The sequence below is a fragment of the Mycobacterium sp. NPDC004974 genome (genome assembly GCF_053600815.1).
This window is the reverse complement of record NZ_JBSGAQ010000001.1, coordinates 514,720-540,221: the sequence shown is the minus strand read 5'-3', so window position 1 is coordinate 540,221 and position 25,502 is coordinate 514,720. Positions and strand designations below refer to the sequence as shown.

At 67.6% G+C, this 25,502-nt stretch carries 27 protein-coding genes; 12 read left to right on the top strand and 15 right to left on the bottom strand.

Translation table 11 applies throughout. The features are described 5' to 3' along the window. The first annotated feature begins 129 nt into the window (after nucleotides 1-129). The gene (locus tag ACWEFV_RS02695) at nucleotides 130-573 is read left to right on the top strand and encodes a hypothetical protein (RefSeq protein WP_450068973.1); all 444 of its coding nucleotides are present in this window, start codon (nucleotides 130-132) and stop codon (nucleotides 571-573) included. 103 nt (nucleotides 574-676) lie between these two features. Further along, a complete protein-coding gene (gene msrB / locus ACWEFV_RS02690) occupies nucleotides 677-1,093 on the top strand; it encodes a peptide-methionine (R)-S-oxide reductase MsrB (protein WP_450068972.1) in 417 nt (138 codons plus the stop codon). A 10-nt stretch (nucleotides 1,094-1,103) separates the two neighbouring features. Here msrB and ACWEFV_RS02685 read toward each other — a convergent pair whose 3' ends face one another. From ACWEFV_RS02685 to hemE, 4 genes are all read right to left on the bottom strand, one after another. Beyond that, on the bottom strand, nucleotides 1,104-1,847 hold the full coding sequence (locus ACWEFV_RS02685) for a class I SAM-dependent methyltransferase (protein WP_450068971.1): 744 nt from the start codon (nucleotides 1,845-1,847) through the stop codon (nucleotides 1,104-1,106). Between the two features lie 117 nt (nucleotides 1,848-1,964). Further along, complete coding sequence (gene hemQ, locus ACWEFV_RS02680; RefSeq protein ID WP_044517907.1) at nucleotides 1,965-2,660, bottom strand: hydrogen peroxide-dependent heme synthase; 696 nt, start codon at nucleotides 2,658-2,660, stop codon at nucleotides 1,965-1,967. Between the two features lie 4 nt (nucleotides 2,661-2,664). Beyond that, entirely contained in the window at nucleotides 2,665-4,020 is a 1,356-nt protein-coding gene (locus ACWEFV_RS02675) for a protoporphyrinogen oxidase (RefSeq protein ID WP_135453887.1), read from the bottom strand. After that, nucleotides 4,017-5,078, bottom strand: coding sequence for a uroporphyrinogen decarboxylase (gene hemE, locus ACWEFV_RS02670; RefSeq protein WP_135453886.1), 1,062 nt, complete (start codon nucleotides 5,076-5,078; stop codon nucleotides 4,017-4,019). The genes ACWEFV_RS02675 and hemE overlap by 4 nt, the downstream gene beginning before the upstream one ends. A gap of 111 nt (nucleotides 5,079-5,189) precedes the next feature. Here hemE and ACWEFV_RS02665 point away from each other — a divergent pair, with 111 nt between their 5' ends. Beyond that, complete coding sequence (locus ACWEFV_RS02665; RefSeq protein WP_135453885.1) at nucleotides 5,190-5,771, top strand: DUF3000 domain-containing protein; 582 nt, start codon at nucleotides 5,190-5,192, stop codon at nucleotides 5,769-5,771. A gap of 1 nt (nucleotide 5,772) precedes the next feature. Further along, a complete protein-coding gene (locus ACWEFV_RS02660; RefSeq protein ID WP_450068970.1) occupies nucleotides 5,773-7,023 on the top strand; it encodes an HRDC domain-containing protein in 1,251 nt (416 codons plus the stop codon). Nucleotides 7,024-7,026: 3 nt separating this feature from the next. On the opposite strand, the gene ACWEFV_RS02655 is transcribed toward ACWEFV_RS02660, so the two are convergent. From ACWEFV_RS02655 to nhaA, 3 genes are read right to left on the bottom strand one after another with little or no spacing between them, the layout of a single operon-like run. After that, complete coding sequence (locus ACWEFV_RS02655) at nucleotides 7,027-7,926, bottom strand: alpha/beta fold hydrolase (protein ID WP_450068969.1); 900 nt, start codon at nucleotides 7,924-7,926, stop codon at nucleotides 7,027-7,029. A 21-nt stretch (nucleotides 7,927-7,947) separates the two neighbouring features. Further along, a complete protein-coding gene (dxs, locus tag ACWEFV_RS02650; RefSeq protein WP_450068968.1) occupies nucleotides 7,948-9,861 on the bottom strand; it encodes a 1-deoxy-D-xylulose-5-phosphate synthase in 1,914 nt (637 codons plus the stop codon). 28 nt (nucleotides 9,862-9,889) lie between these two features. Further along, complete coding sequence (nhaA, locus tag ACWEFV_RS02645; protein WP_450068967.1) at nucleotides 9,890-11,182, bottom strand: Na+/H+ antiporter NhaA; 1,293 nt, start codon at nucleotides 11,180-11,182, stop codon at nucleotides 9,890-9,892. Between the two features lie 189 nt (nucleotides 11,183-11,371). Between nhaA and ACWEFV_RS02640 the strand changes: the two genes are divergently transcribed. Then, complete coding sequence (locus ACWEFV_RS02640) at nucleotides 11,372-12,460, top strand: GGDEF domain-containing protein (RefSeq protein ID WP_450068966.1); 1,089 nt, start codon at nucleotides 11,372-11,374, stop codon at nucleotides 12,458-12,460. Between the two features lie 19 nt (nucleotides 12,461-12,479). Here the strand turns inward: ACWEFV_RS02640 and ACWEFV_RS02635 are convergent, their stop codons facing one another. After that, the gene (locus ACWEFV_RS02635) at nucleotides 12,480-13,700 is read right to left on the bottom strand and encodes a class I SAM-dependent RNA methyltransferase (protein WP_450068965.1); all 1,221 of its coding nucleotides are present in this window, start codon (nucleotides 13,698-13,700) and stop codon (nucleotides 12,480-12,482) included. Next, nucleotides 13,697-15,694 (bottom strand): APC family permease, encoded by a 1,998-nt coding sequence (locus tag ACWEFV_RS02630; protein WP_450068964.1) that lies wholly within the window; start codon nucleotides 15,692-15,694, stop codon nucleotides 13,697-13,699. The genes ACWEFV_RS02635 and ACWEFV_RS02630 overlap by 4 nt, the downstream gene beginning before the upstream one ends. A 105-nt stretch (nucleotides 15,695-15,799) precedes the next feature. On the opposite strand from ACWEFV_RS02630, the gene ACWEFV_RS02625 reads away from it, so the two are divergent. Together ACWEFV_RS02625 and ACWEFV_RS02620 are read left to right on the top strand one after the other, a co-directional pair. Beyond that, nucleotides 15,800-16,474, top strand: a complete 675-nt coding sequence (locus tag ACWEFV_RS02625) for a potassium channel family protein (protein ID WP_135453877.1) — start codon at nucleotides 15,800-15,802, stop codon at nucleotides 16,472-16,474. Next, on the top strand, nucleotides 16,474-17,142 hold the full coding sequence (locus ACWEFV_RS02620; protein ID WP_135453876.1) for a potassium channel family protein: 669 nt from the start codon (nucleotides 16,474-16,476) through the stop codon (nucleotides 17,140-17,142). The genes ACWEFV_RS02625 and ACWEFV_RS02620 overlap by 1 nt, the downstream gene beginning before the upstream one ends. A gap of 15 nt (nucleotides 17,143-17,157) precedes the next feature. Here ACWEFV_RS02620 and ACWEFV_RS02615 read toward each other — a convergent pair whose 3' ends face one another. Then, the gene (locus ACWEFV_RS02615; RefSeq protein ID WP_135459988.1) at nucleotides 17,158-17,751 is read right to left on the bottom strand and encodes a DUF3159 domain-containing protein; all 594 of its coding nucleotides are present in this window, start codon (nucleotides 17,749-17,751) and stop codon (nucleotides 17,158-17,160) included. 98 nt (nucleotides 17,752-17,849) lie between these two features. Then, nucleotides 17,850-18,221, bottom strand: coding sequence for an OB-fold nucleic acid binding domain-containing protein (locus ACWEFV_RS02610; protein ID WP_044517882.1), 372 nt, complete (start codon nucleotides 18,219-18,221; stop codon nucleotides 17,850-17,852). A gap of 134 nt (nucleotides 18,222-18,355) precedes the next feature. Here ACWEFV_RS02610 and ACWEFV_RS02605 point away from each other — a divergent pair, with 134 nt between their 5' ends. Then, entirely contained in the window at nucleotides 18,356-19,075 is a 720-nt protein-coding gene (locus ACWEFV_RS02605) for an alpha/beta fold hydrolase (protein WP_450068963.1), read from the top strand. Nucleotides 19,076-19,086: 11 nt separating this feature from the next. Here ACWEFV_RS02605 and ACWEFV_RS02600 read toward each other — a convergent pair whose 3' ends face one another. Further along, nucleotides 19,087-19,890 carry a DUF3710 domain-containing protein gene (locus ACWEFV_RS02600; RefSeq protein ID WP_450068962.1) on the bottom strand — a complete coding sequence of 268 codons (804 nt, stop codon included), beginning with the start codon at nucleotides 19,888-19,890 and terminating at the stop codon, nucleotides 19,087-19,089. Further along, complete coding sequence (gene dut, locus ACWEFV_RS02595; protein WP_135453873.1) at nucleotides 19,890-20,354, bottom strand: dUTP diphosphatase; 465 nt, start codon at nucleotides 20,352-20,354, stop codon at nucleotides 19,890-19,892. Before dut ends, ACWEFV_RS02600 begins: the two co-directional genes overlap by 1 nt. A 25-nt stretch (nucleotides 20,355-20,379) precedes the next feature. Between dut and ACWEFV_RS02590 the strand changes: the two genes are divergently transcribed. Continuing rightward, complete coding sequence (locus ACWEFV_RS02590; RefSeq protein WP_135453872.1) at nucleotides 20,380-20,859, top strand: DUF3093 domain-containing protein; 480 nt, start codon at nucleotides 20,380-20,382, stop codon at nucleotides 20,857-20,859. 33 nt (nucleotides 20,860-20,892) lie between these two features. On the opposite strand, the gene ACWEFV_RS02585 is transcribed toward ACWEFV_RS02590, so the two are convergent. Next, a complete protein-coding gene (locus ACWEFV_RS02585) occupies nucleotides 20,893-21,195 on the bottom strand; it encodes a DUF4193 domain-containing protein (RefSeq protein ID WP_019344626.1) in 303 nt (100 codons plus the stop codon). A 165-nt stretch (nucleotides 21,196-21,360) separates the two neighbouring features. Between ACWEFV_RS02585 and cei the strand changes: the two genes are divergently transcribed. Then, on the top strand, nucleotides 21,361-22,008 hold the full coding sequence (gene cei, locus ACWEFV_RS02580; protein ID WP_135453871.1) for an envelope integrity protein Cei: 648 nt from the start codon (nucleotides 21,361-21,363) through the stop codon (nucleotides 22,006-22,008). Here cei and ACWEFV_RS02575 read toward each other — a convergent pair. Continuing rightward, a complete protein-coding gene (locus ACWEFV_RS02575; protein ID WP_450068961.1) occupies nucleotides 21,982-22,830 on the bottom strand; it encodes an inositol monophosphatase family protein in 849 nt (282 codons plus the stop codon). The genes cei and ACWEFV_RS02575 overlap by 27 nt on opposite strands. Before the next feature lie 157 nt (nucleotides 22,831-22,987). On the opposite strand from ACWEFV_RS02575, the gene ppgK reads away from it, so the two are divergent. Both ppgK and ACWEFV_RS02565 read left to right on the top strand, forming a co-directional pair. Then, the gene (gene ppgK / locus ACWEFV_RS02570) at nucleotides 22,988-23,809 is read left to right on the top strand and encodes a polyphosphate--glucose phosphotransferase (protein ID WP_135453869.1); all 822 of its coding nucleotides are present in this window, start codon (nucleotides 22,988-22,990) and stop codon (nucleotides 23,807-23,809) included. 207 nt (nucleotides 23,810-24,016) lie between these two features. Next, a complete protein-coding gene (locus ACWEFV_RS02565) occupies nucleotides 24,017-25,438 on the top strand; it encodes an RNA polymerase sigma factor (RefSeq protein ID WP_450069256.1) in 1,422 nt (473 codons plus the stop codon). Nucleotides 25,439-25,502: the final 64 nt, after the last annotated feature.

The following is a 25,502-nucleotide window of genomic DNA, read 5'->3' as shown; positions in this document are numbered from 1 at the left end:
GCGCTTGGACGAATCTGCCAGATCAGCTCAACGCTCGCGCTCGCTCGATGAGCAAAAGTAGCCCAGCAGCACACACCCGATCCCCCGTGGCGGTAGCCTCACCTCACCAAATCGACCAAGGGGGCAACCATGAGCCAGGCCGACGACAACTATCTGCCTGCGGTGCCACCACCCATCCAGTCACAGCAGCCACCGCCGATCCTGCAGCCCAATCTGAGCCCACCGCCCGGCTACTTCGGCGCCACCGGCCCACAGCCTTACCCATACCCGGCCCCGCCCGCCGTCCAGGTCAACATGTATGCGCCGGCCGCTCCGACGAAAAACCCCGGGCTCGCGGCCTTGCTGGCCGGACTGTTCGGCTGCCTGGGAATGCTCTACGCAACGGTGCCGGGCGCCTTCATCATGTTCGGCATCAACGCGTTGCTGCTCATCATCGGATTCTTCACCCTCGGCTTGACCTGGTTCCTCTGGCTGTTCACCTGGATCGGCGGCATGGTGTGGGCCTACATGGCCGCTGACGCACACAACAAGAGACTGATGCCACCGCCCTACCCGCCCACCGCCCCGTACTGACCGGATGCGACCTGCTGACCCGATGCCGCGGTCACGGCGCCCGGCGCTCGTACGGATCCGTCGTGCCTGGCGCGCACCGGCGGGCAACACGTAATTTGGGTTCATGACGACCGACGGTCCCAAGCTGCAACTGACCGATGACCAGTGGCGCGAGAAGCTGACCCCTGAAGAGTTCGCGGTGCTGCGCCGGGCGGGCACCGAGCGGCCCTTCACCGGTGAGTACACCGACACCAAGACCGAAGGCGTGTATGAGTGCCGGGCCTGCGGCGCCGAGTTGTTCCGCAGCACCGAGAAATTCGAATCCCATTGCGGCTGGCCGTCGTTCTTCGATCCGGCTGATTCCGCCGCGGTGATCCTGCGGTCGGACACCTCGCTCGGCATGCGCCGCGTCGAGGTGCTGTGCGCGAACTGCCACAGCCACCTGGGGCACGTGTTCGAGGGCGAGGGCTACCCCACTCCGACCGATCAGCGGTACTGCATCAACTCGATCTCACTGAAGCTGGTACCCAAGACCGCCTGAGCGCCGCGCCTCAGTCCACGCGGGAGGCGTGCACCTCCCAGAACGGCATGTGCACCCGGCCGTCGACCAGCCATGGTTCGATCACCCGCAGTCGCTCCAGCAACGGGGCCATCTCGTCGGCCATGTCGGGGTTGCGCGCAGCCATCGTCTCGAAAACCTCGACGCTGACGTTGCCCTGGTAGGTGGTTGTTCCGAGATAGGTGATCTCCCAGCCTCCGTCGGGAAGGACTTCACGGAAATCGTCGGCAGTCATCGAACGCGGCATCCTGAAGCCGTTGACGTTGTGCTCACCGAACTCGTACATGTACAGCCGTGCACCGGGTTTGGTGGCCCGGTGCAGCGCCCGCGCGTAGGACTTCTGCAACTCGGGCTCACCGGTGAAGACGTGATAGAACGCGGTGTCGACGACAGTGTCGAATCTGCCCTCGAGGCCGTCGAGTTTCGTCGCGTCGGCCACCCGGAAATCCACTGTCACACCGGCCTGCCGGGCGTTCTGCCGGGCCCGCTCGATCGCGGCTGGCGACGCGTCAACACCCGTGGCCGACAACCCTTTTGACGCATAGTGGATGGCGTGGTGACCGGGCCCGGTGCCGGGATCGAGCACCTCACCCTTGACGGCGCCCAGCGCGACGAGCTGCTGCACGACCGGCTGCGGCCCACCGATGTCCCACGGTGTCGCGGCGGGCAGTCCATGTGCCGTCCGCTCATCGCGGTACATCTCTTCGAAGCGATCGGATTCTTGCGGAGCAGTCATGCCCGCGAGGGTAGACCCGCGATCTGAAAGCCCAGGTCAACTACCTTGGCCGGCAGACACAAATGTCCCCAACACGCCGGGTGTATGGGGACATCTGTGTCTGCTCGCGCAAGAAAACTACGGCAGCTTGGCGACCAGATCTTCGACGCTGACCCGCGGGCCGGTGAAGAACGGCGTCTCCTCGCGGGTGTGACGGCGGGCGTCGGTGGCCCGCAGATCGCGCATCAGGTCGACGATGCGATGCAGCTCGGGTGCCTCGAAGGCCAGGATCCACTCGTAGTCGCCGAGAGCGAACGCGGGCACCGTGTTCGCCCGCACGTCCTTGTAACCGCGGGCGGCCATGCCGTGCTCGGACAGCATGCGCCGGCGCTCTTCCTCGGGCAGCAGGTACCACTCGTAGGAGCGCACGAACGGGTACACGCAGATGTAGTTGCCCGGGTCCTCACCGGCGATGAAGGCCGGGACGTGGCTCTTGTTGAACTCGGCCGGGCGGTGCAGCGCCACGCTGCTCCACACCGGGTCGCTGACCCGGCCCAGCGCGGTGGTGCGCCGGAAGTCCGAATAGGTCGCCTGCAGCGCCTCGATGTTGTCGGCGTGGGTCCAGACCATGAAGTCCGCGTCGGCCCGCAGGCCGGCCACGTCGTACAGGCCGCGCACGACCACACCACGCTCTTCCTGGGTCTTGAAGAAGGCCGTCGCCTCGTCGATCACCGGGGTCCGTTCGTCGCCCAGTTCCCCGGGGCTCACCGCGAACACCGAGAACATCAGGTAGCGGATGGTGGAGTTCAGTTCGTCGTAGTCGAGCTTGGCCATACGCCTATCGTGCCACGCCGCTGTACACCAGTTCCGCGGCCGCCCGGGTGGCGGTGCCCACACACGCGGGCACCCCGATCCCGTCGAGATAACCGCCCGCCACCGCCAGCGTCGGGGGCAGTCCCGCACGTAGTTCGGCGACCAGATCACCGTGCCCGGGGCCGTACTGCGGCATCGCGTCGATCCAGCGGTGCACATGGCTGTCCACCGGGTCCACCGTGACACCGAACAGCGTGGTCAGATCGCGGGCCGACCAGGCCAGCAAGTCGTCATCGCCGGTGTTGGCGGCCATGTCGTCGCCATAGCGTCCGAACGACAACCGCACCATCTCGACGTTCCCGCGCCGGCCCCACTTGCGCGAGGACATCGTGACCGCCTTGGCATTGAGACGTTCCCCCGCGGCCACGAGTACACCCGACTGCTGCGGCAACGGTGTGCCGCCCGGCAGCGCCAGGGCCACGACCGCCGCCGAGGCCACCCGGATGCGCCGGGCGGCTGCTGCCGTGCGCGGAGCGATGTGTTCGATCAGTGACGGCAGGTGTGGCGCCGGCACCGCCAGCATCACCGCGTCGGCGTGCCAACTGGCGCCCTCATCGTCGAGCACCGACCAGCCGCCTCCACGACGGTCCACCCGCACCGCGGCGACCTGCGCCCACCGCACGTCGGCGCGGCGACGCAGCTCGTCCAGCAGCACGGTGTAGCCGCCGTCGACCGCCCCGAACACCGGTGCATCCGACGGTGGCGGCAGCGCCTCACGCACCGCCTCGGTGAGGCTGTGCGCCCCGCGGTCCAGTGCCGCCGCCAGCGACGGCACCGCCGAACGCAACCCGATCGTCGCCGAGGAGCCCGCGTACACGCCGGTGAGCAACGGATCCACGGACCGGGTCACCACCTGCGAACCGAACCGGTCACCGACCAGCTCGGCGACCGACGGATCGGCGCCCGGGCTCCACCGCAGGGGCCGGGAGCGTTCATCGAGGATGCGCGCCACGGTCTCGTCGTCGACGAGACCGAGCAGCGACGACGCCTGCGCCGGAATGCCCTGCAGGGTGCCCTGCGGCAGCTGATGCAGCCGCGCCCCGCTGTAGATCAGCGGCCGGGTGCCGGTGGGGCTGAGCTGACGGCCGGCCAGGCCCAGCTCGGCGAGCAGGTCCAGCATCTCGGGTCGGCGCACCACGAACGCCTCGGCACCGACATCGAAGGGTTGCCCGCCGACCCGTTCGGTGCGCAACACCCCTCCGAGCCGGTCCGCCGGATCAAGCAGCGTGATCACCGCGCGCGGCCCGGCCGCGAGCCGCAATCGGTACGCCGCGACGAGTCCTGAAATACCGCCGCCGACAACGCAATAGGACACACTCACAGCGAGTGCACCAATGTCACCGCCTCGGTGATGATGCCGGGATCGGTCGCCGGCAGCACACCGTGGCCCAGGTTGAAGACGTGACCGGCCGCTCCGGCCGCCACTGCGGCACGCCCGTCCTCGACCACGCGGCGCACCGCCACCTCGGCCACCGGCCACCCCGCCAGCAGCACCACCGGATCGAGGTTGCCCTGCAGGGCACTGCCCGGTTTGACCCGGGCCGCGGCGTCGACCAGCGAGGTGCGCCAGTCCACCCCGACCATGGTGGCCGGCGCGGTGCCCAACGCCTCGGACATCGCCCCGAGCAGCTCGGCGGTGCCGACGCCGAAATGCGTCATCGGCACACCTGCCGGGGCCATGGCGGCGAACACCCGCGTGGTGTGCGGCAGCACGTAGGTGCGGTAGTCGGCCAGCGACAGCGTCCCGGCCCAGGAGTCGAACACCTGCAGGGCATCGGCCCCGGCGTCGACCTGGGCCTGCAGGAAGGTGATGGTCAGATCGGTCAGCGAAGTCATCAGCGCATGCCAGGTGGCCGGCTCCCCCAGCATCATCGCCTTGGTGCGCTCATGGTGACGGCTGGGGCCACCCTCCACCAGATAGGAGGCCAGCGTGAACGGCGCGCCGGCGAAGCCGATCAGCGGCACGTCGCCCAGCTCGCGGACGAGCATCGAGACGGCCTCGGTGACCGGCGACACCTGCACCGGATCAAGCGGTTTCATGCCCTCGACATCGGCCACCGACCGGATCGGGTGTTCGATGACCGGGCCCACGTCCGGCACGATGTCCAGACCGATCCCGGCGGCCTTCAGCGGCACCACGATGTCGGAGAACAGGATCGCGGCGTCGACGCCGTGCCTGCGCACCGGCTGCAGGGTGATCTCGCAGACCAGTTCGGGGTCGAAGCAGGCCTCCAGCATGCGGTGCTGGGCACGCAGCGCACGGTACTCCGGCAACGAGCGGCCGGCCTGCCGCATGAACCACACCGGCACACGGTGTGGGGTGCGGCCGCTCGCGGCGGCAAGATAGGGGGAATCGGGCAGCTCCCGGCGGGTATTCATCGGCTCCTATGGTGCCATGTGCCCGTGGGCGCAGGCCGTTGCCGGTTCGTGACGCCCGGACTTCGGCGCGCCTGCTTCCTGTCCTGGCAGTATCCGCTAGCGTCAAACGCCGTGACCTCTGCCGAACCGGCCCAGTTCCGGACGGCGGTGGCGGCGATGAACGCCACCACCGTACGGCCAGAAATCGAACTGGGTCCGATACGCCCGCCACAGCGGTTGGCGCCTTACAGCTACGCGCTGGGCGCCGAGGTCCGACATCCCGATACGGCGGTCATCCCGGAGCGCTCCGAGGGAGACGCGTTCGGCCGGCTGATCCTGCTGCACGACCCCGAAGGCGCCGAGGCCTGGGACGGCACCATGCGCCTGGTCGCCTACATCCAGGCCGACCTGGATTCCAGCGAAGCCATCGACCCCCTGCTGCCCGAGGTGGCCTGGAGCTGGCTGGTGGACGCCCTGGAATCGCGTGCCGAGCACGTCACCGCGCTGGGCGGCACCGTCACCGCCACCACGTCGGTGCGCTACGGTGACATATCCGGCCCGCCGCGGGCACACCAGCTTGAGCTGCGGGCCTCCTGGACCGCCACCGATCTGGAGTTAGGGCCGCATGTGGAGGCATTCTGTGAAGTGCTCGAGCACGCGGCCGGGTTGCCCCCGGCTGGTGTCACCGACCTGAGTACCCGTACGCGCGCGTGAGATGACTGACGAAGACCCAGACACTGCCGAGCCCCAAGAGGCCGACTCAACCCCGCTGCTCTCACCCGCCGAAGGGGTCCCCGAGGTCTGCGTCACTGCGGGTGAGATCTCTTCTGCAGCAACCTCTCTTGCCAAAGGCAGCGGGCCCTTCGCGATCGATGCGGAACGTGCGTCCGGCTTCCGCTACTCCAACCGCGCGTACCTGGTGCAGATCCGTCGCTCCGGTTCGGGCACAGCGCTGATCGACCCGGTCAACCACGGCGGCTCCCCCATCGACGCGATGGCGCCGGTCGCCGAAGCCCTGGCCCAGGACGAATGGGTGCTCCACGCCGCCGATCAGGACCTGCCGTGCCTGTCCGAGATCGGCCTGCGCCCGGGCAAGCTCTACGACACCGAATTGGCGGGCCGGCTGGCCGGTTTCGAGCGGGTCAACCTGGCTGCGATGGTGCAACGGCTGCTCGGCCTGCAATTGATGAAGGGGCACGGCGCGGCCGACTGGTCCAAACGTCCACTGCCGCCGGACTGGCTCAACTACGCCGCCCTGGACGTCGAAGTGCTGCTGGAACTGCGCCACGCGATCGCCGCGGTCCTCGAAGAGCAGGGCAAAACCGACTGGGCGACACAGGAATTCGAGTACCTACGCACCTATGTGGCACAGCCCACCCGGCGTGACCGTTGGCGGCGCACCTCCGGCATCCACAAGGTGCGCAACCCGCAGGCATTGTCGGCCGTACGCGAGCTGTGGACCACCCGCGACTCCATCGCCCGCGGCCGCGACATCGCGCCCGGACGGATTCTGCCCGACGCCGCGATCATCAACGCGGCGACGGCCGATCCCAAGACCGTCGACGAGCTCATCGCGCTGCCGGTCTTCGGTGGCTCCAAACAGCGGAAAAGCGCCAAGGTCTGGCTGGACGCACTGAACCGGGCCAGGGAGAGCACCGACTCGCCCGAGGCCAACGACAGCCAGAGCGGCCCGCCCCCGGCAGCCCGTTGGGCCAGGCGCAAGCCGGAAGCCGCCGCCCGGCTCGAAGCCGCGCGCGCGGGCCTGGCCGAACTGTCGGAGCGCGTATCGGTGCCTGCCGAGAACCTCATCACCCCCGAGGTGGTGCGCCGACTGTGCTGGGACTGGCGTCCGGTCGCCGATGTGGCCACCGCAGTGGAGGAATTCCTCGTCGAGGCCAACGTCCGTCCGTGGCAGCGGGAGCTGACCGTGCCGGTGCTGACCAAGGCGCTCAGCTCCACCGACTGACGCTCACCCGCTGACCCGGTCGATGTGGGCCAGGAAATGCGACAGCACCGCCTGTGGATCCTCGATCTGCGGCCAGTGCGCGATGTCATCCGCGAGCATCACCACATCGGGATCGGGAATCACCTCGCGATAGCGCTTCGCCATGTGCCGCCCCGAATTCGGGTCCGACGGCCCGTCGATCAACCGCATCGACACCGAGGTCTCCCGCATCGCTCGTACCCACCGGTTCCGGTGGGTGTAGCGGTCGTTGACGAACCGGCCGACCTTGTGGATGACCCGCTTGCCGTCGTTGTACTCCAGGATCTGGTGGAACTTGTCCATGAGCTCCGGCGACGGTTTGGTGTTCACTCCGAACATCTCGTTGATGGTGGGCTCCACGATCCGACGCGAGAACCGACTGCCCTGCAGCGGACTCATGATGTCGCCCAACGGTGTTCGCGACATCACCTTCTGCAGCAGCCGTGGGGTGTAGGCCTCGTTGAACATTCCGCCGTTCAGCCAGGTGATCGAGTCGATGTCGAGTGCCCCGTAGGACCGTCCGCCGAACTCGTGGCGGGCCAACAGCTCCTGACCGACCGAATCACCCAGGTCATGGGCCAGGATGTGGGCACTTCCGACCCCGAGGTGATCCAGCAGCGCCTCGTGCATGTCGGCGTGGTCGGGTACTGAGTAGCCGTAGGCGACGGGCTTGTCGGAGAAACCCATCCCGATCATGTCCGGCGCGATGACGGTGAACCGCTCGGTCAAGGTGGGCCAGATCAGCGACCAGTCCCAAGAGTTGAACGGATATCCGTGAATGAGAAGAAGATTCGGTCCGCTTCCCTCGACCCGGTAGAAGATGTCGAAGCCCAGGTAGTCGAAAAACCGCCCGGCGTCCTTCCAGCTCTGCAATTCGGCATCCATGCCTGCAATCCTGCCCGGACGCTAGTCCACCTGATGCGTGACTTCCTGCTCGCCCTCCGACGCACCGATCGCGGCGATCCAGCCTGTGATCCGACGGGCGATGTGCTGGTCGGTCAGGCCGATCTCAGCGAGTACCTCGCCACGCGAAGCATGCTCCTGAAAGACCTGCGGGACACCGAGATCCCGGCACGGCACATCGATTTCGGAGTGGCGCAGCGCCGCCGACACCGACGAACCGATGCCGCCGTGCACACCGTTGTCCTCGACTGTGACCACCAGTTTGTGACCGCGGGCCAGCTCGCCGAGGGCCTCCGGGACCGGCAGGACCCAGCGCGGATCCACCACCGTGACACCGATGCCCTGATTGCGCAGTCGCTCGGCGACCGCCAGAGCCATCGTCGCGAACGAGCCCACCGCGACCAGTAGTACGTCGTGGTTCAGACCGGTTGCCGGGACGGCGAGCACATCGACGCCACCGCGCCGCTCGACTGCCGGAATGTCGTCGCCCACATCACCTTTGGGGAACCGGAGGGCGGTCGGGCCGTCGTTGACAGCCAGCGCCTCGCCGAGTTCTTCCCGGAGCCGCGCACCGTCGCGGGGGGCGGCGACCCGGATGCCCGGGATGATGCCGAGGATCGAAAGGTCCCAGACCCCGTTGTGGCTGGCCCCGTCCGGCCCGGTGACACCGGCCCGGTCCAACACCATGGTGACGGGCAGCTTGTGCAGCGCCACATCCATCATCAGCTGGTCGAACGCGCGGTTGAGGAACGTGGAGTAGATCGCCACCACCGGATGCAGGCCACCCATGGCGAGCCCGGCCGCCGAGGTCATGGCGTGCTGCTCGGCGATGCCGACGTCAAAGAACCTGTCGGGGAACCGATCCCGGAATGCACTCAGACCGGTCGGCCCGGGCATGGCCGCGGTGATCGCCACGATGTCGCGCCGTTTGCCGCCGATCCTGACCAGTTCGTCGGAGAACACCGACGTCCACCCGAGGCCCGACGCCTTGGTGGCCAGCCCGGTCTCGGGGTCGATCACGCCGCACGAGTGCATCTGATCGGCCTCGTCGTTCTCGGCATGCGTGTAACCCATGCCCTTGCGGGTGACCACGTGCACGATCACCGGGGCATTGAAGCCGCGGGCATTGCGCAGCGCGCTCTCCACCGCATGCTCGTCATGGCCGTCGATCGGACCGACGTACTTGATCCCCAGATCGGTGAACATCACCTGCGGGGCCACCGCGTCCTTGATGCCGGCCTTGATGCTGTGCATGCACTGATAGCAGAACTCGCCCACGATGGGCAGCCCGCGCACGGCCTTGCGGCCCTCTTCGAGGATCCGCTCGTAGGCCGGCTGCAGGCGCAGACCCGCGAGGTGGTCGGCGAAGCCACCGATGGTGGGCGCATAGCTGCGGCCGTTGTCGTTGACGACGATGACCACCGGGCGACCACCGGTGGCGATGTTGTTCAGCGCCTCCCAGCACATGCCGCCGGTCAGGGCGCCGTCACCGACGACCGCCACCACATGGCGATTGCGGTGTCCGGTCAGCTCGAAGGCCTTGGCCAGACCGTCGGCGTAGGACAGGGCCGTGCTGGCGTGGCTGGACTCCACCCAGTCGTGCTCGCTCTCGCTGCGCGACGGGTACCCCGACAGACCGTCCTTGCACCGCAGGGTGTCGAAATCCTGGGCGCGCCCGGTCAGCATCTTGTGCACGTACGCCTGATGGCCGGTGTCGAAGATGATCGGATCGTGCGGCGAATCGAACACGCGATGCAGCGCCAAGGTGAGTTCGACGACACCCAGATTGGGGCCAAGATGTCCGCCGGTTGCAGCGACCTTGTGGATCAGGAACTGACGGATTTCCTGTGCCAGATCAGTCAGCTCGGACTGTGACAGGTGCTGTAGATCAGCGGGACCGCGGACCTGTTCAAGCATCCAGCCAGTGTACGCACGCATCCCGAAGTCAGTCCTGCCGAGGCTGATAGACATCGGGCACACCGTCGTGGTCGGCATCGAGGGTTTCCAGCTGGTGGATACGGCGATATGCGGCATTGCGCGAAACCAGAACCACCGAGGCGAGTAGGCCTGCCACCACCGATCCGGTGACCACCGCGATCTTCACGTCGTCGTCGGCCACGGACGCATGCCCGAACGCCAGTTCACCGATGAGCAGCGACACCGTGAAACCGATCCCGGCCAACATCGCGACACCCAGCACATCCCGCCAGGCGAGATCCTCGTCCAGGCTCGCGTGGGTGAAACGGGCCAGCAAATATGTGGTTCCCAGCACACCGATGGGTTTCCCGAGCACCAGACCCGCGATCACCCCGATGGTCACCGGATGCGACAACGCCGTTGCGAAGCCCGACCAGCCACCGACCGTCACGCCCGCGGCGAAGAACGCGAACACCGGCACGGCGAACCCTGCCGAGAGCGGCCGTACGAGGTGTTCGAAGTGCTCGGCCGACGCATGGCGGCCCAGCACGGGAACGGTGAAACCGAGGACCACGCCGGCCACCGTGGCGTGCACGCCACTGGCATGCACGAGCGCCCAGGCCAGGATGGCCGGCGGCATCAGGATCCACCACTGACGTGCGCCCCGCTGCACCGCGAACGCATACAGCCCGATCGGGATCAACGCTGCCGCCAAGGGCCCGAACGCCACGTGGTCGGTGAAAAAAACCGCGATCACCGTGATGGCCAGCAGGTCGTCCACGACCGCCAGCGTCAGCAGGAAAATCCGCAGCGCCGCAGGCAGGTGGGTGGACACCACGGCCAGCACCGCCAGGGCGAAGGCGATGTCGGTGGCGATCGGCACCGCCCACCCGTCGATGTTCTCCGGATGGCCCGAGAACAGGTTGATCCCGACGAAGATCGCCGCGGGCACCACCATGCCGCCCACGGCCGCGGCGATGGGCAGCGCAGCGCGGGCCGGATCCCGCAGGTCCCCCGCGACGAACTCGCGCTTGAGCTCCACGCCCACGACGAAGAAGAAGACCGCCAGCAGGCCGTCGGCCGCCCAGGCCGACAGACTCAGGTCCAGATGCAGAGACTGTGGGCCGACGACGAACTCCGAGAGCCGGTGATAGCCGGATGACCACGGTGAATTGGCCCAGACCAGCGCCGCGCCCGCGGCGGCCAGCAGCAACGCCCCGCCGACCGTCTCGGTGCGCAGCAGCTCCGACACGCGCTGCCACTCCGGCCAGGACCCGCGTGCCAGCAAGCGTCGAGTGCTGTGTTCACGGCGATCGTTCATCGGGCTCCTGGAGTCAGCATGCATCGAACGCCGACCAGACTTCCCGGCACACCTGCGGTTCACGCTAACAGGTGGAATACACGAGCAAATACCGACGAAGTCCGTGGCAGCGCCTCAAACCGGCGGCAAAACACCGACCATCATGATTACGTAGGGTGTTAGACGAAGTCGATTACTCCGGGGTGCGGGTTGAGTCCATTCGATAACTACTACGCGCGTACTGCCCTGCTCGCTGCGCAGGGCAAGCGCATCTGGATGCAACGCCTCGTCGGGGTCACCATCATCGGACTGAGTCTGGTCCCGCTGCTGTTGCTGGTCAGCCCGAAAGGTCCGCACGGCGGCCTCCAGTACGTGGCTGTGGCCGTGGCCATCGGCGGCCTGACCCTCGCGCAGTGGTGGTGGCGGCGGCAGTGGCCCAGCCGCACCCAGTCGTGGAGCGTCGTGTCCATCGGCACCGCCTGTATCGCGGCGACCTGCATCCTGCTGGTGGACCCGGTTGTCGGGCTGATGGGTTCCAGCTCGTTGAGCCTGATCACCGCCTACACGGCCTTCCTGCACAGTCGCCGGGTGCTGCACCTGACCTGGGTGGCCTCCGGCGCGGTGGTGGCCTTCCTGGGCGTGCGGGTAGGGCTGACGGATGTCTGGCTGGGGGCCGTGGGCACGCTGGTGGCGCTCCTCGTGATCCTGAGTACCTCGGCGCTGTGCCGGATGGCGGTCGAGTTGATCGAACCCGACCGGGTCCAGCACCCGGGCGAGATCGACCCGTTGACCGGCCTGCTCAACCGCGAGGCGTTCGACATGCACACCGCCACGATGCTGGGGTCCCACAGCCGCCACGACGACCAGTACCTGGTGATCGTGGCGGTCGGCATCGATGACATGGCGCTACTGAGCGACATGGACGGCAGCCACAGCACGTTCCATGCCCGGGTTGCCGTCGCCCAGGCCATCCGGGAGACCGTTCGCCACAAAGTCCCGCTGGCCCACGTGTCCGACAGCGAATTCCTGATCGCCGACGTGTTCAAGACCAACGACCCCTCACCCCTGGTCAACCGGATCCGGATGGCCATCACCACTACGCCCATGCGCCTGACGGCCAGCATCGGCACGGCCTGCAGCCAGTTGCGCCCGCTGACCGAACTGCCCACCCCGCAGGTCGTCGACGCCCTCGTGGCACTTGCCGACACCGCGATGAACCAGTCGAGGGCCCAGGGCGGCAATCGGGCCACCTATGCGCATTTCCCCACTCCGACGATCGGCCCCGACGCCCAGGAGTGAACGGGGCCGCCCGTCCTGATCAGCGGGTCAGCACCGCGACGCACTCCACATGGTGGGTGAGCGGGAAGGAATCGAACACCCGCAGATCCTCCACGGTATAGCCGTGCCGTAGATACAGCCCGATGTCGCGGGCAAATGACGCTGCCTCGCAACCGATGTGGATGACCCTCGGCACGCCGGTGGCGGCCAGCGCATCGATCACCTCGCGGCCGGCGCCGGTGCGCGGCGGGTCGAGCACCGCGACGTCGGGGCGTCCCGACTCGGCAGACAGGGCGCGTCGCACCGAGTCGGTGACCACCGAGACCCAGGGCAGGTCGGCCAGTGCGGTGCGCGCCGCACGCGACGCCCCACGCGAGGTATCGACGCTCAGCACGCGACCGTCGGGCCCGACATGTTCGGCCAGCGCCGCGGCGAAAACTCCGGCACCGCCGTACAGGTCCCACGCCGTCATGCCCGGCTGCAGCCCGGACCATTCGGCCACCAGCCCGCTGTAGAGGGCGGCTGCATCGCGGTGGGCCTGCCAGAACGCCGTCACCGGAAGCATCCACTGCCGTCCGCCGACGCGCTGCACCGCCTCGTAATCGCCCTCGATGACGCGGGTGGCATTTTTGGGGCCGGCCGCGCGGCTGCCTTTACCGCCGGCAGGCTTGGGACCCGATTGCACGATGTGCCTGCGGCCGTCGGAGTCCAACACCACGTGCACGTGCGCCCCTGGTGTCCAACGCATCCCGGCCAGGCTGTCGGTCAGCTCGGCGGGCAGTTGTCCGCAATCGAGGTCGGTGACCAGTTCGGCGCTGTGGTAGCGGTGGAACCCGGCCCGGCCGTCGGCGGTGGTGTCCAACCGCACGCGGGTCCGCCAGCCGCGGGCCTCACCGGTGCCGACCGGTTCGGCCACGGCGGTTTCTTCGTCGCGCCAGGTGAATCCGCCCAGCCGGGCCAACTGGTTGGCCACCACCGAGCCCTTGAGCCGCCGCGCCGCCGTTGGCTCGGCGAACGCCAGATCGCAGCATCCGGCACCGTCTACCCCGGCGATCGTGCACAGCGAGGAAACCCGGTCCGGCGAAGCTTCGACGACCTCGACAACCTCTGCGTGCCAATACGATCCACGTTCGTCGAACACGTTGACCCGCACCGTCTCACCGGGCAGGGCATACCGGACGAACACCACGCGCCCGTCATGGCGGGCCACACAACTGCCACCGTTGGCAGCCGGGCCCGTGGTCAGCGTCAGTTCCGTCATTCCAGGAATCCTCTACGCGCATCGCCCGGGGTGACCCGGGGCTGCAGCGCCCTCAAGCGCTCCGACGAATTCAGTTGCCACGGAACCGATGTCACCATCACGTTCGGAATGAACAACAGCCGGCCCTTCAGGCGCAACGCACTCTGGTTGTGCAACACCTGTTCCCACCAGTGACCCACGACGTATTCCGGGATGAACACCGTCACCACGGTCCGCGGCGATTCCTTGGTCACCCGTCTGACGTAATCCAATACCGGGCGCGTGATTTCGCGATAGGGAGAAGCGATGACCTTCAGCGGCACACTGACATCGCTGTCCTCCCACTGGTGCACCAGGGCACGGGTCTCGGCGTCGTCGACGCTGACGGTGATCGCCTCCAACACGTCCGGCCGGGTCGCTCGCGCATAGGCCAGCGCCCGCTTGGTCGGCAGGTGCAGCTTCGACACCAGGACCACCGCGTGGTTGCGGCTGGGCAGCACGATGTCGCCGTCTTCACCCTCGTCCTGCCCCTCGAGCTCGTGGGCCACGGTGTCGTAGTGCTTGTGGATGAGTTTCATGATCACGAACAGGGCGCTCATCGCCAGGATCGCGATCCAGGCACCGGCCAGGAACTTGGTCACCACCACGACCACCAGCACCGTGCCGGTAGCCGTCAGACCGACCGCGTTGATGATCCGCGACCGCATCATGTGCCGCCGCACCGCCGGATCGGTTTCGGTGCGTAACAACCGGGTCCAGTGCCGGACCATGCCGATCTGGCTGAGCGTGAACGACACGAACACGCCCACGATGTAGAGCTGGATCAGCGCCGTCACCTCGGCGCGGAAAGCCACCACGAAGGCGATCGCGGCGAAGGCCAAGAACAGGATGCCGTTCGAGAACGCCAGCCGGTCACCGCGGGTGTGCAGCTGCCGCGGCAGGTACCGGTCCTGGGCCAGGATCGACCCCAGCACCGGAAACCCGTTGAACGCGGTGTTCGCCGCCAGCACCAGGATCAACGCGGTGACCCCCGCGATCAGGTACAGACCCACCGGGAAGTTGTGGAACACCGCGTCGGCGAGCTGCGCGATCAACGTCTTCTGGTGGTAATCGGCCGGCGCACCGATCAACTGCTCTTGGGGCCGTTCGGCCATCTGCACTCCTGTCGCCTTCGACAGCAGGATGATCCCCATGAACAAGGTGACCGAGATCACCCCGAGCAGCAGCAGGGTGGTCGCTGCGTTGCGCGACTTGGGCTTACGGAAGGCTGGCACCCCGTTGCTGATCGCCTCGACACCGGTCAGCGCCGCCGAACCCGAGGAGAACGCCCGAGCCACCAGGAACACGAGTGCGAAGCCGAGCACCTCGCCGTGCTCGGGACGCATCTCGAAACCGGCGGATTCCGCGCGCAGCGGGTGATCCAGAACGTAGATCTGGAACAGGCCCCAGCCCAGCATGATGTACATGCCGATCATGAAGGCGTAGGTGGGAATCGCGAACGCGGTGCCCGATTCCCGCAACCCGCGCAGGTTCATCGACGCCAGCAGCAGGATCGCCACCACCGCGAACAGCACCTTGTGCTGCGCGACGAACGGCACCGCCGAGCCGATGTTCGACATCGCCGACGACATCGACACCGCAACTGTCAGCACGTAATCCACCATCAGCGCGCTGGCGACCGTGAGCCCCGCGGTGGGCCCGAGGTTCGTGGTGACGACCTCGTAATCCCCGCCGCCGGACGGATACGCATGCACGTTCTGCCGGTAACTCGCGATCACGATCAACATGACGCCTGCGACCGCAAGGCCGATCCACGGCGTCAGGGAATAGGCGGTCAGCCCTGCCACCGACAGCACCAGGAAGATCTCCTCCGGCGCGTAGGCGACCGACGACAAAGCGTCGGAGGCGAACACCGGCAGAGCGATTCGCTTGGGCAGAAGGGTGTGAGAGAGCTTGTCGCTGCGGAACGGCCGCCCCAGTACCAACCGGCGCGTCGCCGTCGAAAGCTTGGACACGAGAGCCAAGACTAAGCCCGAAAGGGAAAAGTCGTCACAAAGCTGTAGCGTTCGAGGGCACGGACAGTGCAACAGCACGTTTCTGCCACCGGAAAGGACCGTCGGGTGCGTGTAGTCGTCATGGGGTGCGGCCGGGTAGGCGCCTCCCTCGCAGACAGCCTGGCCCGTATCGGCCACGAGGTCGCGGTCATCGACCGTGACAGCACCGCGTTCCACCGGCTGTCGCCGGAGTTCGCCGGCGAGCGCGTGCTCGGGATGGGCTTCGACCGCGACGTGCTGCTGCGCGCCGGAATCGAAGAGGCCGGCGCGTTCGCCGCGGTCTCCTCGGGCGACAACTCCAACATCATCTCGGCCCGGGTGGCCCGCGAAACGTTCGGTGTCGAGCGCGTGGTGGCGCGTATCTACGACGCCAAACGTGCCGCGGTCTACGAGCGGCTGGGCATCCCCACCGTGGCCACGGTGCCGTGGACCACCGATCGACTGCTCAACGTGTTGACCAGGGAGACCGAGACCACCAAGTGGCGGGATCCGTCGGGCAACGTGGGCGTGGCCGAACTTCCGCTGCACCAGGATTGGGCCGGGCACCTGGTCACTGATCTGGAGGCCGCCACCGGCGGCCGGGTGGCCTTCATGATCCGGTTCGGCAACGGCTACCTGCCCGAACCGAAGTCCGTGATCCAGGCCGGCGACCAGGTGTACGCGGCCGCCGTGTCCGGGCACATCGCCGAGGCACTGGCCATCGCGGCGCTGCCGCCGAGCGAGGACTTGGAGTCCCACTGATGAAAGTTGCCATCGCCGGGGCCGGCGCCGTCGGCCGCTCCATCGCCCGCGAGCTGCTCGACAGCAATCACGACGTGACGCTGCTGGAGCGCAATCCCGACCATATCGACGTCGACGCCATCCCGGCCGCGCACTGGCGGCTCGGTGACGCCTGCGAGCTCTCCGTGATGGAATCGGTCAAGCTCGAAGAATTCGACGTGGTGATCGCGGCGACCGGTGACGACAAGGTCAATGTCGTCGTCAGCCTGTTGGCCAAGACCGAATTCGCGGTGCCCCGGGTGGTGGCCCGCGTCAACGATCCACGCAACGAGTGGCTGTTCGACGAGAACTGGGGCGTGGACGTGGCCGTGTCGACGCCACGCATGCTCGCCTCGCTCGTGGAGGAGGCCGTTGCGGTCGGTGATCTGGTGCGCCTGATGGAGTTCCGTAAGGGGCAGGCCAGCCTGGTCGAGATCACGCTGCCCGACGACACCCCGTGGGGCGGACGTCCCGTCCGGCGTCTCGACCTGCCCCGTGACACCGCGCTGGTGACGATCCTGCGCGGGGCCAGGGTGATCGTGCCCGAATCCGATGAGCCCCTCGAAGGTGGCGACGAACTGTTGTTCGTGGCCGTCACCGAGTCCGAGGACGAACTGCGGGAACTGCTGCTGCATCCGGCGCCGCGCTAGCCCGGCGTACCGCGCTCAGTCGGCGCTTTGAGCCGCGTCCTGCGCGTGTAGGGCGCGCTGCGCGGCCCGGATGGCCAGATAGGTCACCAACGCGGCGACGGCGGTCAGCGGCCAGCCCATCGCGATCCGCGCGAAGCCCAGCCAGCCCGTCTGGTCGGAGTCATAGAGGTACTGCTGAACCAGAAATCGCGATGCGAACACCGCGACCCAGGTGAGCGTGGCGACATCGAAAGCCACCACGGCCCGACGGACATCACGCCAGGCCCGGTCGTGTGAATTCACCCAGCCCCAGATGTAGCCGACCAGCGGGCGCCGGATCAGCACCGACACCCCGAACACGACGGCGTATACCAGTGAGCTCCAGATCCCAAGCAGGAAATAGCCTTTCGACTCCCCCACCACGTAGGCGATCAGGGCACTGACGCCGACGGCGAAGAACCCCGACACCGCGGGCTGAACGGATTCTCGGCGGATCAACCGCCAGATCAGGATCAGGGTCGCCACGCCGAGCGCGGCGGCGATCGCGGGCATCAGCCCGAACGTGGTGGAAACCGGGACGAACACCACCACCGGCAGCGATGAATAGATCAGCCCGCTGATGCCGCCCATCTGGTCGAGCACCGCTCGGCCGCCGCCATGGGCAGGGGTGGGCGCCGGATCACTCTCGGGGGGCTGAGGTGCGTCGCCTGTGTTCTTTTCGGCCTGGCTCACTTCTGGATTTCGTAGCGGGGGTTGTAAATCGCCTTGGCGCCGTTCTCCAGCTTGCCGACCCGGCCGTGCACCCGCAGGGTACGGCCCGACTCGATACCCGGAATGCGGCGCTGCCCGAGCCACACCAACAACACCGTGTCGGTCCCGTCGAACAGTTCGGCTTTGATACCGCCGGAACACCCCTTGCCGTTACATTCGACGCTGCGCAGAGTGCCGACCATCGTCACTTCCTGGCCGCGCTGCGCGTCGATCGCCCTGAGCGCGCCGGTATTGGCGGCCTCGTCGCTGAGCTCTTCGACATCAAGCTGTTCGGGGTCTTCCGTCAGGCGTCGCGTAAGCCGGCGCAGATACCCTTCGGCCGTAGCCATGGCCTCTCCTGACCTTCTGCAGATCCACTGTGAATCCGCCCAACCAAGGCCACGGTAGACCTCTTGTTGAGGGAATGCCACGTGGGGTACGGGTCGGCGCGCCGAGGATTTGACGGGGCAGGCACGATCGTGTGATGAGCGTCATTCTGCGCGGTGTCCCAACCGTTCTGCTGCCCGGTACCGGGTCCGACGATAACTACGTCTACCGGGCATTTTCGGGTGCGTTGCACGCCGCCGAAGCTCTGGTGGTGACCCCACCACCCACGCCGGACCGGCTTGTCGAGGGTTACCTGCACGCGCTGGATGACGCGGCCCGATCGGGCCCGATCGCGGTCGGCGGAGTGTCCATCGGCGCCGTCGTGGCGCTCCGGTGGGCGTTGGACCACCCCGGCCACACCGTGGCGGTGCTGGCCGCCCTGCCGCCATGGACGGGCTCCTCCCAGCACGCCCCTGCCGCGCTGTTGGCCCGGCAGTCGGCGGAGCTGTTGCGCCGGGACGGGTTGGCCGCCACGGTCGCGCAGATGCGTGCCTCCAGCCCGCCGTGGCTGGCCGACGAACTGGCCCGCTCCTGGGTGGGCCAGTGGCCGACCCTGCCCGATGCGATGGAGGAAGCCGCCGGTTACCGCGCACCCGGCAGTGCCGAACTCGAACAACTCGCGGTACCCATGGGCGTCGCGGTGGCCACCGATGATCCCGTGCATCCGGCCGAGGTCGGATACGAGTGGGTGACCGCGGCGCCGCGGGCGGCGCTGCGGTCGGTCACGCTCGACCAGATGGGGGTCGATACCGGCGTGCTGGGTGCGGCATGCCTGGCGGCGCTGCAGGAGGCCGCGAGCGACACCGTGGGGCGTTGAGGGCGGGGGTACTACCCGCCGGTGATGGTGCGCAGCTGCTGCATCGCCGAGCCCTGCACGCTGCGGCGCGCCGCCGGCTCGGCCGGCGGCTGATCCTGCGGCAGCGCCTGTGCCGCGGCGGCGAGCTGCTGGGCGGCCTGCTGCATCGCGGCCTGTTGCGCTGCGGCGCGCAGTTGAGCCGCCATCGGCTCGGGCAGCTCCACCTGCAGCGGCGTGCGCACCGGCAGCGGCGTTTCACCGCGACGAATCACGCTGTCGGCCAATGATGCCCGCGCCTCTTCGGTCAGCGCGTCGATGGTCTCGGGGGCGCCGTTGACCACGCAGCGCACCATCCAGCGGTAGCCGTCGACGCCGATGAAGCGCACCACGCCGCCGTTACCCGCGCCGACCACCTCGCGACCCCAGGGGCCGTCCTGGATGTTCACCGAGCTGGCGTCCTTGCGCAGTGAGTCGGCGAGCTCGCCGGCCACCTCACGCCAGAGGCCGGCACTCTTGGGTGCCGCGTAGGCGGCGATGGTGAACCGCCCGTTCGGGGTCACCACCCACACCGCGCTCGGCGCCCCGGCCTCGTTGAGCTCGACCTGGACCTGTCCGCCGTCGGGCATCGGGATCAGTACCGAGCCGAGGTCGAGCCGGCCCTGTGCCGCGACCTCGGGATCGTCGAAGTCCTCGATGTCGAACGGGCCGTCGTCGGAGCCCTCGTCGAAGTCGTCGGCCTGCTCCACTGGTGCCGGTTGCTCGACAACCTGCTCGTCATCGTTCTGACGAGCCGAGTCGTCAGCCGAATCGTTGCTCTTGCGCTTTCCGAATGCCATCACAAACTCGCATGTCCGCCGGAGGAACCGTGGCCGCCGTCGCCACGGGAGGTGTCAGCCAGGCCCGCCTCGTCGAATGAGGTCACCTCGACCAACTCGGGCAGTTCTACCCGCTGAACCAACAGCTGGGCAATCCGGTCACCGCGGTTGATGACGATCGGCGTGTCGGGATCGAGGTTGATCAGCGAAACCTTGATCTCGCCGCGATAACCGGCGTCTATCGTGCCCGGGCTGTTGACGATCGAAAGTCCCACGCGGGCAGCCAGACCCGAGCGCGGATGGATCAATCCCACCATTCCGTGCGGAATCGCCACGGCAACCCCGGTCGGCACGAGCTCGCGTTGCCCGGGGGCCAGCTCGACATCGCGCGCGCTGTAGAGGTCTACGCCCGCGTCCCCATCGTGCGCCCGGCTGGGCATCGGTAGTTCGCGGTCTAATCGGACGACCGCCAGAGAGGTGGACACGACGTCACAGATTACTCTGAGCCGCGTGTCAGACACGCGCGCAACCACCCAAAGCGTTCACTACCGCGAACGTTTGTGGGTCCCGTGGTGGTGGTCCCTGCCGGCTGCGGTGCTGGCAGGGGTGATCGCATTCGAGATCGGCCTGGCCGCGCCGGCGATTCCGGCGTGGTTGCCTTACGTGCTGCTCTTCGGCGTGGCGGGGGCCGTGCTGATGTGGTTCAGCAAGACGGAGTTGAAGGTGGTGCGCGACAACGCCGGCGACACCGAGTTGTGGGTCGGTGACGCACACCTGCCGACCAGCGTCATCTCCCGGACCGCGGAGGTACCGCGGTCGGCCAAGTCGGCCGCGCTGGGTCGTCAGCTCGATCCCGCCGCTTTCGTCGTACACCGGGCCTGGGTGGGCCCGATGGTGCTGGTAGTGCTCGACGATCCGGATGACCCCACCCCGTACTGGCTCGTCAGTTCGCGCCATCCGGATCGTGTCCTGGGTGCGCTCCGCGGCTGAGCCGCGAATCAAGCTGCAGCGGCTGAGCCGCCGTCAGGCGGCGCAGTCCGTGCAGATCATCACGCCGTTCTTCTCGCTTGCCAGCCGGCTCCGGTGATGCACCAGGAAGCAGCTGGAGCACGTGAACTCGTCGGCCTGCTTCGGGACCACCCGTACCGACAGTTCCTCGCCGGACAGGTCTGCGCCCGGCAGCTCGAACGACTCGGCCGATTCTGATTCGTCAACATCCACCACGGCGGACTGCGCCTCGTTGCGCCGCGCCTTCAGCTCCTCGAGCGAATCCTCAGAAACCTCGTCTGCTTCGGAACGCCGTGGAGCGTCGTAGTCGGTAGCCATCGTCTGTGTCCCCTCCCTTACCTTGCAGCAGAGCTTTGTACCAGCGTCGAACGCATTCCCCAAATGATTCGTGCCCGTATTGCCACACGTTTCAGTGTGATTTACATCACACTACCGTCTGAGCACTGCTGCGTCAGCGAACACCTTTACCCCTAGAGTGCAGATGTGGTCGCGCAAATCACCGATGGAACCGCCTTCGACCGGCATGGTCGACCGTTCCGTCGGCGCAGTTTCGTTCCCGGCATCGTGCTCTTCGTCGCGCTGGCGGTGGTGACGATGATCGTCTGGATCATCGCCCTCAATCAGCCCGCAGATGTGCGCGAGGCCACGGCCTGTAACCCGCCGCCCGCCACCGATCCGGCTGCCCCCAAACTCGGCGAGCAAGTGGCCCGATCGGCCATGACCGACGTCACACCGGCACCGCTGGCCGAGACCAGGATCCGGGTCCTCAACGCCAGCGGCCAGGGCGGCCAGGCCGGCGAGGTGGCCGGTGCACTGCGCGATCTGGGCTTCGCCCAACCCGAGGCGGCGAACGACCCGATCTACGCCAGCACGCGGCTGGAATGCCAGGGCCAGATCCGGTTCGGCCCGTCCGGACGCACCGCTGCCGCCGCCGTGTGGCTGGTGGCCCCGTGCACCGAGCTGTTCCAGGACGAAAGGCCCGACGCAGGGGTCGATCTGGCGCTCGGCACCGAGTTCAGCGAGCTCGCCAGCAACGACGACATCAAGGCCGTGCTGGCCAGCCTGCGGCCCGACGCCACCGCGCCGTCGGATTCCGCGCTGCTGTCAAAGATCCATACCGGCGCCTGCTAGCGCGTCGTGCAGGGCGTCGGCGATGGCCGGCGCCGACGCGGCCACGTACTCGGCACCGGGAGCGGTCGGCAACCACACCGTCGCTCCCGCCTCTGCGGCGATCAGCGCCGCCGCGGCCCAGTCCCAGACCTGGACGCCCTCTTCGTAGTAGGCGTCCAACCGGCCTGCGGCGACCATGCACAGGTCGAGCGCACACGAGCCGATGCGGCGAACGTCCCGCACCGAGGGCAGCACCTGGGCCAGCACCGCGGCCTGACGCGCGCGCTGGCCGGGATCGTAGGCGAACCCGGTCCCCAGCAGCGTCATGGACAGGTCCTGGACACCGCTGCACCGCAGCGGGCTCCGGACCCCGTTCCGCACCACCTCGGCACCATGCCCCAGGGCAGCCGAGTACACCTCACCGGCAGGCACATCGGCCACGGCTCCGGCCACTGACCGCCCGTCGTACTGCACGGCCACCGACACCGCATAGGCCGGTATCCCGTAGACGAAGTTGACCGTGCCGTCGATCGGGTCGAGCACCCAGCTCAGCCCGGGGCGGTCATCCTGCTGACCGCCCTCCTCCTCCCCCAGGATCGCCTCTTCGGGCCGTAACACCGCCAGCCGCTCGCGCAGCCACCGTTCGGTTTCGGTGTCGACGATCGTGACGGGGTCGGTCGGGGTGCTCTTAGATCTCACGGCACCGGAAGCCACCGGGCCGCCCGAGGGCTCGACGGCGCCGAACACCTCGGCGCGGCGGCGGGCGACGAACTCGGCGGCTTCGGTGGCCAGCTGCTCGGCCACCACCCGCAAGGCGGGAGCATCGAAACTGTTGTCGGTCATGGCCCTATCGCAGCATCTTCTGCCCGAAATGTCGCTTCGCGGTGGATGTCAGACCACCCGCGGGTGCGATGTTCAACGACTAGGGTGAGGTCGCGCCTTGGTTTGTCCCCATCCTGTCCGACAGCCTGCTCACCGCCTGTCCCACAAAGGAGCACCCATGACCGCACCCGATGCACCCGCGGCAGATCCGGTTCCCGCCGCCGAAGCCCCACGCCGCGGATTCGGCGTCGACGTGGGCGGCAGCGGCATCAAAGGCGGCATCGTCGACCTCGATACCGGGCAGCTCATCGGCGAGCGGTTCAAGCTCGACACACCGCAGCCGTCCACCCCCGAATCGGTGGCGAAAACGGTGGCTGCGGTGGTGGCCGAGTTCGGCTGGACCGGCAGCGTCGGCGTCACCTACCCGGGCGTCGTCACCGACGGCGTCGTGCGCACCGCGGCCAATGTCGACAAGGGCTGGATCGGGGTGAACGCCGCCGAGGTGATCAGCGCCGCGCTCGGCGGGTTGCCGGTGCGTGTACTCAACGACGCCGACGCGGCAGGCCTTGCCGAGGAGCGCTACGGGGCGGGCAAGGACAACTCCGGTGTCGTGGTGCTGCTGACCTTCGGCACCGGCATCGGCTCGGCGGTGATCCACAACGGTGTGTTATTGCCCAACACCGAATTTGGCCACCTGGAAGTGGACGGCAAGGAGGCCGAACACCGCGCCGCATCCTCGGTCAAGGAGCGCAAGGAGTGGAGTTACGCGCGGTGGACCGAAGAGGTCAACAAGGTGCTGGTGACGATCGAGAACGCGATCTGGCCGGACCTGTTCATCGCAGGCGGCGGCATCAGCCGCAAGTCCGACAAGTGGCTGCCACTGCTGAAGATCCGCACCCCGATCGTTCCGGCGGCTTTGCTGAACACGGCCGGCATCGTGGGCGCGGCCATGGCCAGTCAGGACCAGGAGCCCGCCGGCACGCAGGCTACCGCCGGGTAACTTTGCCGCTTTCGGTCGGTCACGTGCCGAAATTTGCCGCTCGGCACGGTGAACACCCACACTGTCGTTACAATGGTCTTCGGCGGCCGCCTACCGAATAGCGGTGAATATCCCCAGCCGATAAGAACGCCAACATTCGATAGCAGACGCTTTCGGTGGAGTATGCCCATGCTCGCCGAGAAATTTCGTGAGACCGAAAGGGTGTACGTGGCAGCGACAAAGGCAAGCCCGGCGACCGACGAGCCGGTGAAGCGCACCGCTACCAAGACTCCCGCCAAGAAGGCCCCGGCCAAGCGGGCAGCCAAGAGCACCGCGGCCAAGGCCGAGGGCGGCACCGCCACCAAGCGCGCTCCCGCCAAGAAGGCCACCAAGGCCGCGGCGGGCAAGCCTGAGGACGTCAATGACGATCTCGAGACCGGCGACGACCTGGAAGCGGGTCCCGGCGAAGATCTCGACGTAGAGGACACCGACCTCGAGCTCGACGACGACCTCGACACGGATGACGACGTCGAGGACGCGGGCGACGACGAGGACGAGGACGAGGCTGAGGAAGGCAAGGCCGCCAAGGCCGCCGCACCGGCCAAGGCGGCCAAGGCCGACGAGGACCACCCCGAGCCGTCCGAGAAGGACAAGGCCTCCGGCGACTTCGTGTGGGATGAGGAAGAGTCCGAGGCGCTGCGGCAGGCACGCAAGGACGCCGAGCTGACGGCTTCGGCCGACTCGGTCCGCGCCTACCTCAAGCAGATCGGCAAGGTCGCCCTCCTCAACGCCGAGGAAGAGGTCGAGCTCGCCAAGCGCATCGAGGCCGGGCTGTTCGCCACCCAGAAGATGGCCGAGTTCGCCGAGAAGGGCGAAAAGCTCACCACTCAGGTGCGACGCGACTTCCAGTGGATCTGCCGTGACGGAGATCGCGCGAAAAACCATCTGCTGGAAGCCAACCTGCGTCTGGTGGTGTCGCTGGCCAAGCGCTACACCGGCCGCGGCATGGCGTTCCTGGACCTGATCCAGGAAGGCAACCTGGGCCTGATCCGTGCGGTCGAGAAGTTCGACTACACCAAGGGCTACAAGTTCTCCACGTACGCCACCTGGTGGATCCGCCAGGCCATCACCCGCGCCATGGCCGACCAGGCCCGCACCATCCGTATCCCGGTGCACATGGTCGAGGTGATCAACAAGCTGGGCCGTATCCAGCGTGAGCTCCTGCAGGACCTGGGTCGCGAACCCACGCCCGAAGAGCTGGCCAAGGAAATGGACATCACGCCGGAGAAGGTGCTGGAGATCCAGCAGTACGCGCGTGAACCCATCTCGCTTGATCAGACCATCGGCGACGAGGGCGACAGCCAGCTCGGTGACTTCATCGAGGACTCCGAGGCCGTGGTGGCCGTCGACGCCGTGTCCTTCACGCTGCTGCAGGATCAGCTGCAGTCCGTGCTGGAGACGCTGTCCGAGCGTGAGGCCGGCGTGGTCCGGCTGCGGTTCGGCCTGACCGACGGTCAGCCTCGCACCCTTGACGAAATCGGCCAGGTCTACGGCGTGACCCGCGAGCGCATCCGCCAGATCGAGTCCAAGACCATGAGCAAGCTGCGTCATCCGAGCCGCTCCCAGGTGCTGCGCGACTACCTGGACTAGTCCGCTCGACCAGCCACGACGAAATCGGCCCCCTCCGTCTGACGGAGGGGGCCGATTTCTTGCC

Excerpts from the sequence above, each read along its gene's own strand:
- ACWEFV_RS02695 (WP_450068973.1), top strand. The coding sequence starts at position 130 with ATGAGCCAGGCCGACGACAACTATCTGCCTGCGGTGCCACCACCCATC.
- msrB (WP_450068972.1), top strand. The coding sequence starts at position 677 with ATGACGACCGACGGTCCCAAGCTGCAACTGACCGATGACCAGTGGCGC.
- ACWEFV_RS02685 (WP_450068971.1), bottom strand. The coding sequence starts at position 1,847 with ATGACTGCTCCGCAAGAATCCGATCGCTTCGAAGAGATGTACCGCGAT.
- hemQ (WP_044517907.1), bottom strand. The coding sequence starts at position 2,660 with ATGGCCAAGCTCGACTACGACGAACTGAACTCCACCATCCGCTACCTG.
- hemE (WP_135453886.1), bottom strand. The coding sequence starts at position 5,078 with ATGAATACCCGCCGGGAGCTGCCCGATTCCCCCTATCTTGCCGCCGCG.
- ACWEFV_RS02660 (WP_450068970.1), top strand. The coding sequence starts at position 5,773 with ATGACTGACGAAGACCCAGACACTGCCGAGCCCCAAGAGGCCGACTCA.
- ACWEFV_RS02655 (WP_450068969.1), bottom strand. The coding sequence starts at position 7,926 with ATGGATGCCGAATTGCAGAGCTGGAAGGACGCCGGGCGGTTTTTCGAC.
- dxs (WP_450068968.1), bottom strand. The coding sequence starts at position 9,861 with ATGCTTGAACAGGTCCGCGGTCCCGCTGATCTACAGCACCTGTCACAG.
- nhaA (WP_450068967.1), bottom strand. The coding sequence starts at position 11,182 with ATGAACGATCGCCGTGAACACAGCACTCGACGCTTGCTGGCACGCGGG.
- ACWEFV_RS02635 (WP_450068965.1), bottom strand. The coding sequence starts at position 13,700 with ATGACGGAACTGACGCTGACCACGGGCCCGGCTGCCAACGGTGGCAGT.
- ACWEFV_RS02620 (WP_135453876.1), top strand. The coding sequence starts at position 16,474 with ATGAAAGTTGCCATCGCCGGGGCCGGCGCCGTCGGCCGCTCCATCGCC.
- ACWEFV_RS02615 (WP_135459988.1), bottom strand. The coding sequence starts at position 17,751 with ATGGGCGGCATCAGCGGGCTGATCTATTCATCGCTGCCGGTGGTGGTG.
- ACWEFV_RS02610 (WP_044517882.1), bottom strand. The coding sequence starts at position 18,221 with ATGGCTACGGCCGAAGGGTATCTGCGCCGGCTTACGCGACGCCTGACG.
- ACWEFV_RS02605 (WP_450068963.1), top strand. The coding sequence starts at position 18,356 with ATGAGCGTCATTCTGCGCGGTGTCCCAACCGTTCTGCTGCCCGGTACC.
- ACWEFV_RS02600 (WP_450068962.1), bottom strand. The coding sequence starts at position 19,890 with ATGGCATTCGGAAAGCGCAAGAGCAACGATTCGGCTGACGACTCGGCT.
- ACWEFV_RS02585 (WP_019344626.1), bottom strand. The coding sequence starts at position 21,195 with ATGGCTACCGACTACGACGCTCCACGGCGTTCCGAAGCAGACGAGGTT.
- ACWEFV_RS02575 (WP_450068961.1), bottom strand. The coding sequence starts at position 22,830 with ATGACCGACAACAGTTTCGATGCTCCCGCCTTGCGGGTGGTGGCCGAG.
- ppgK (WP_135453869.1), top strand. The coding sequence starts at position 22,988 with ATGACCGCACCCGATGCACCCGCGGCAGATCCGGTTCCCGCCGCCGAA.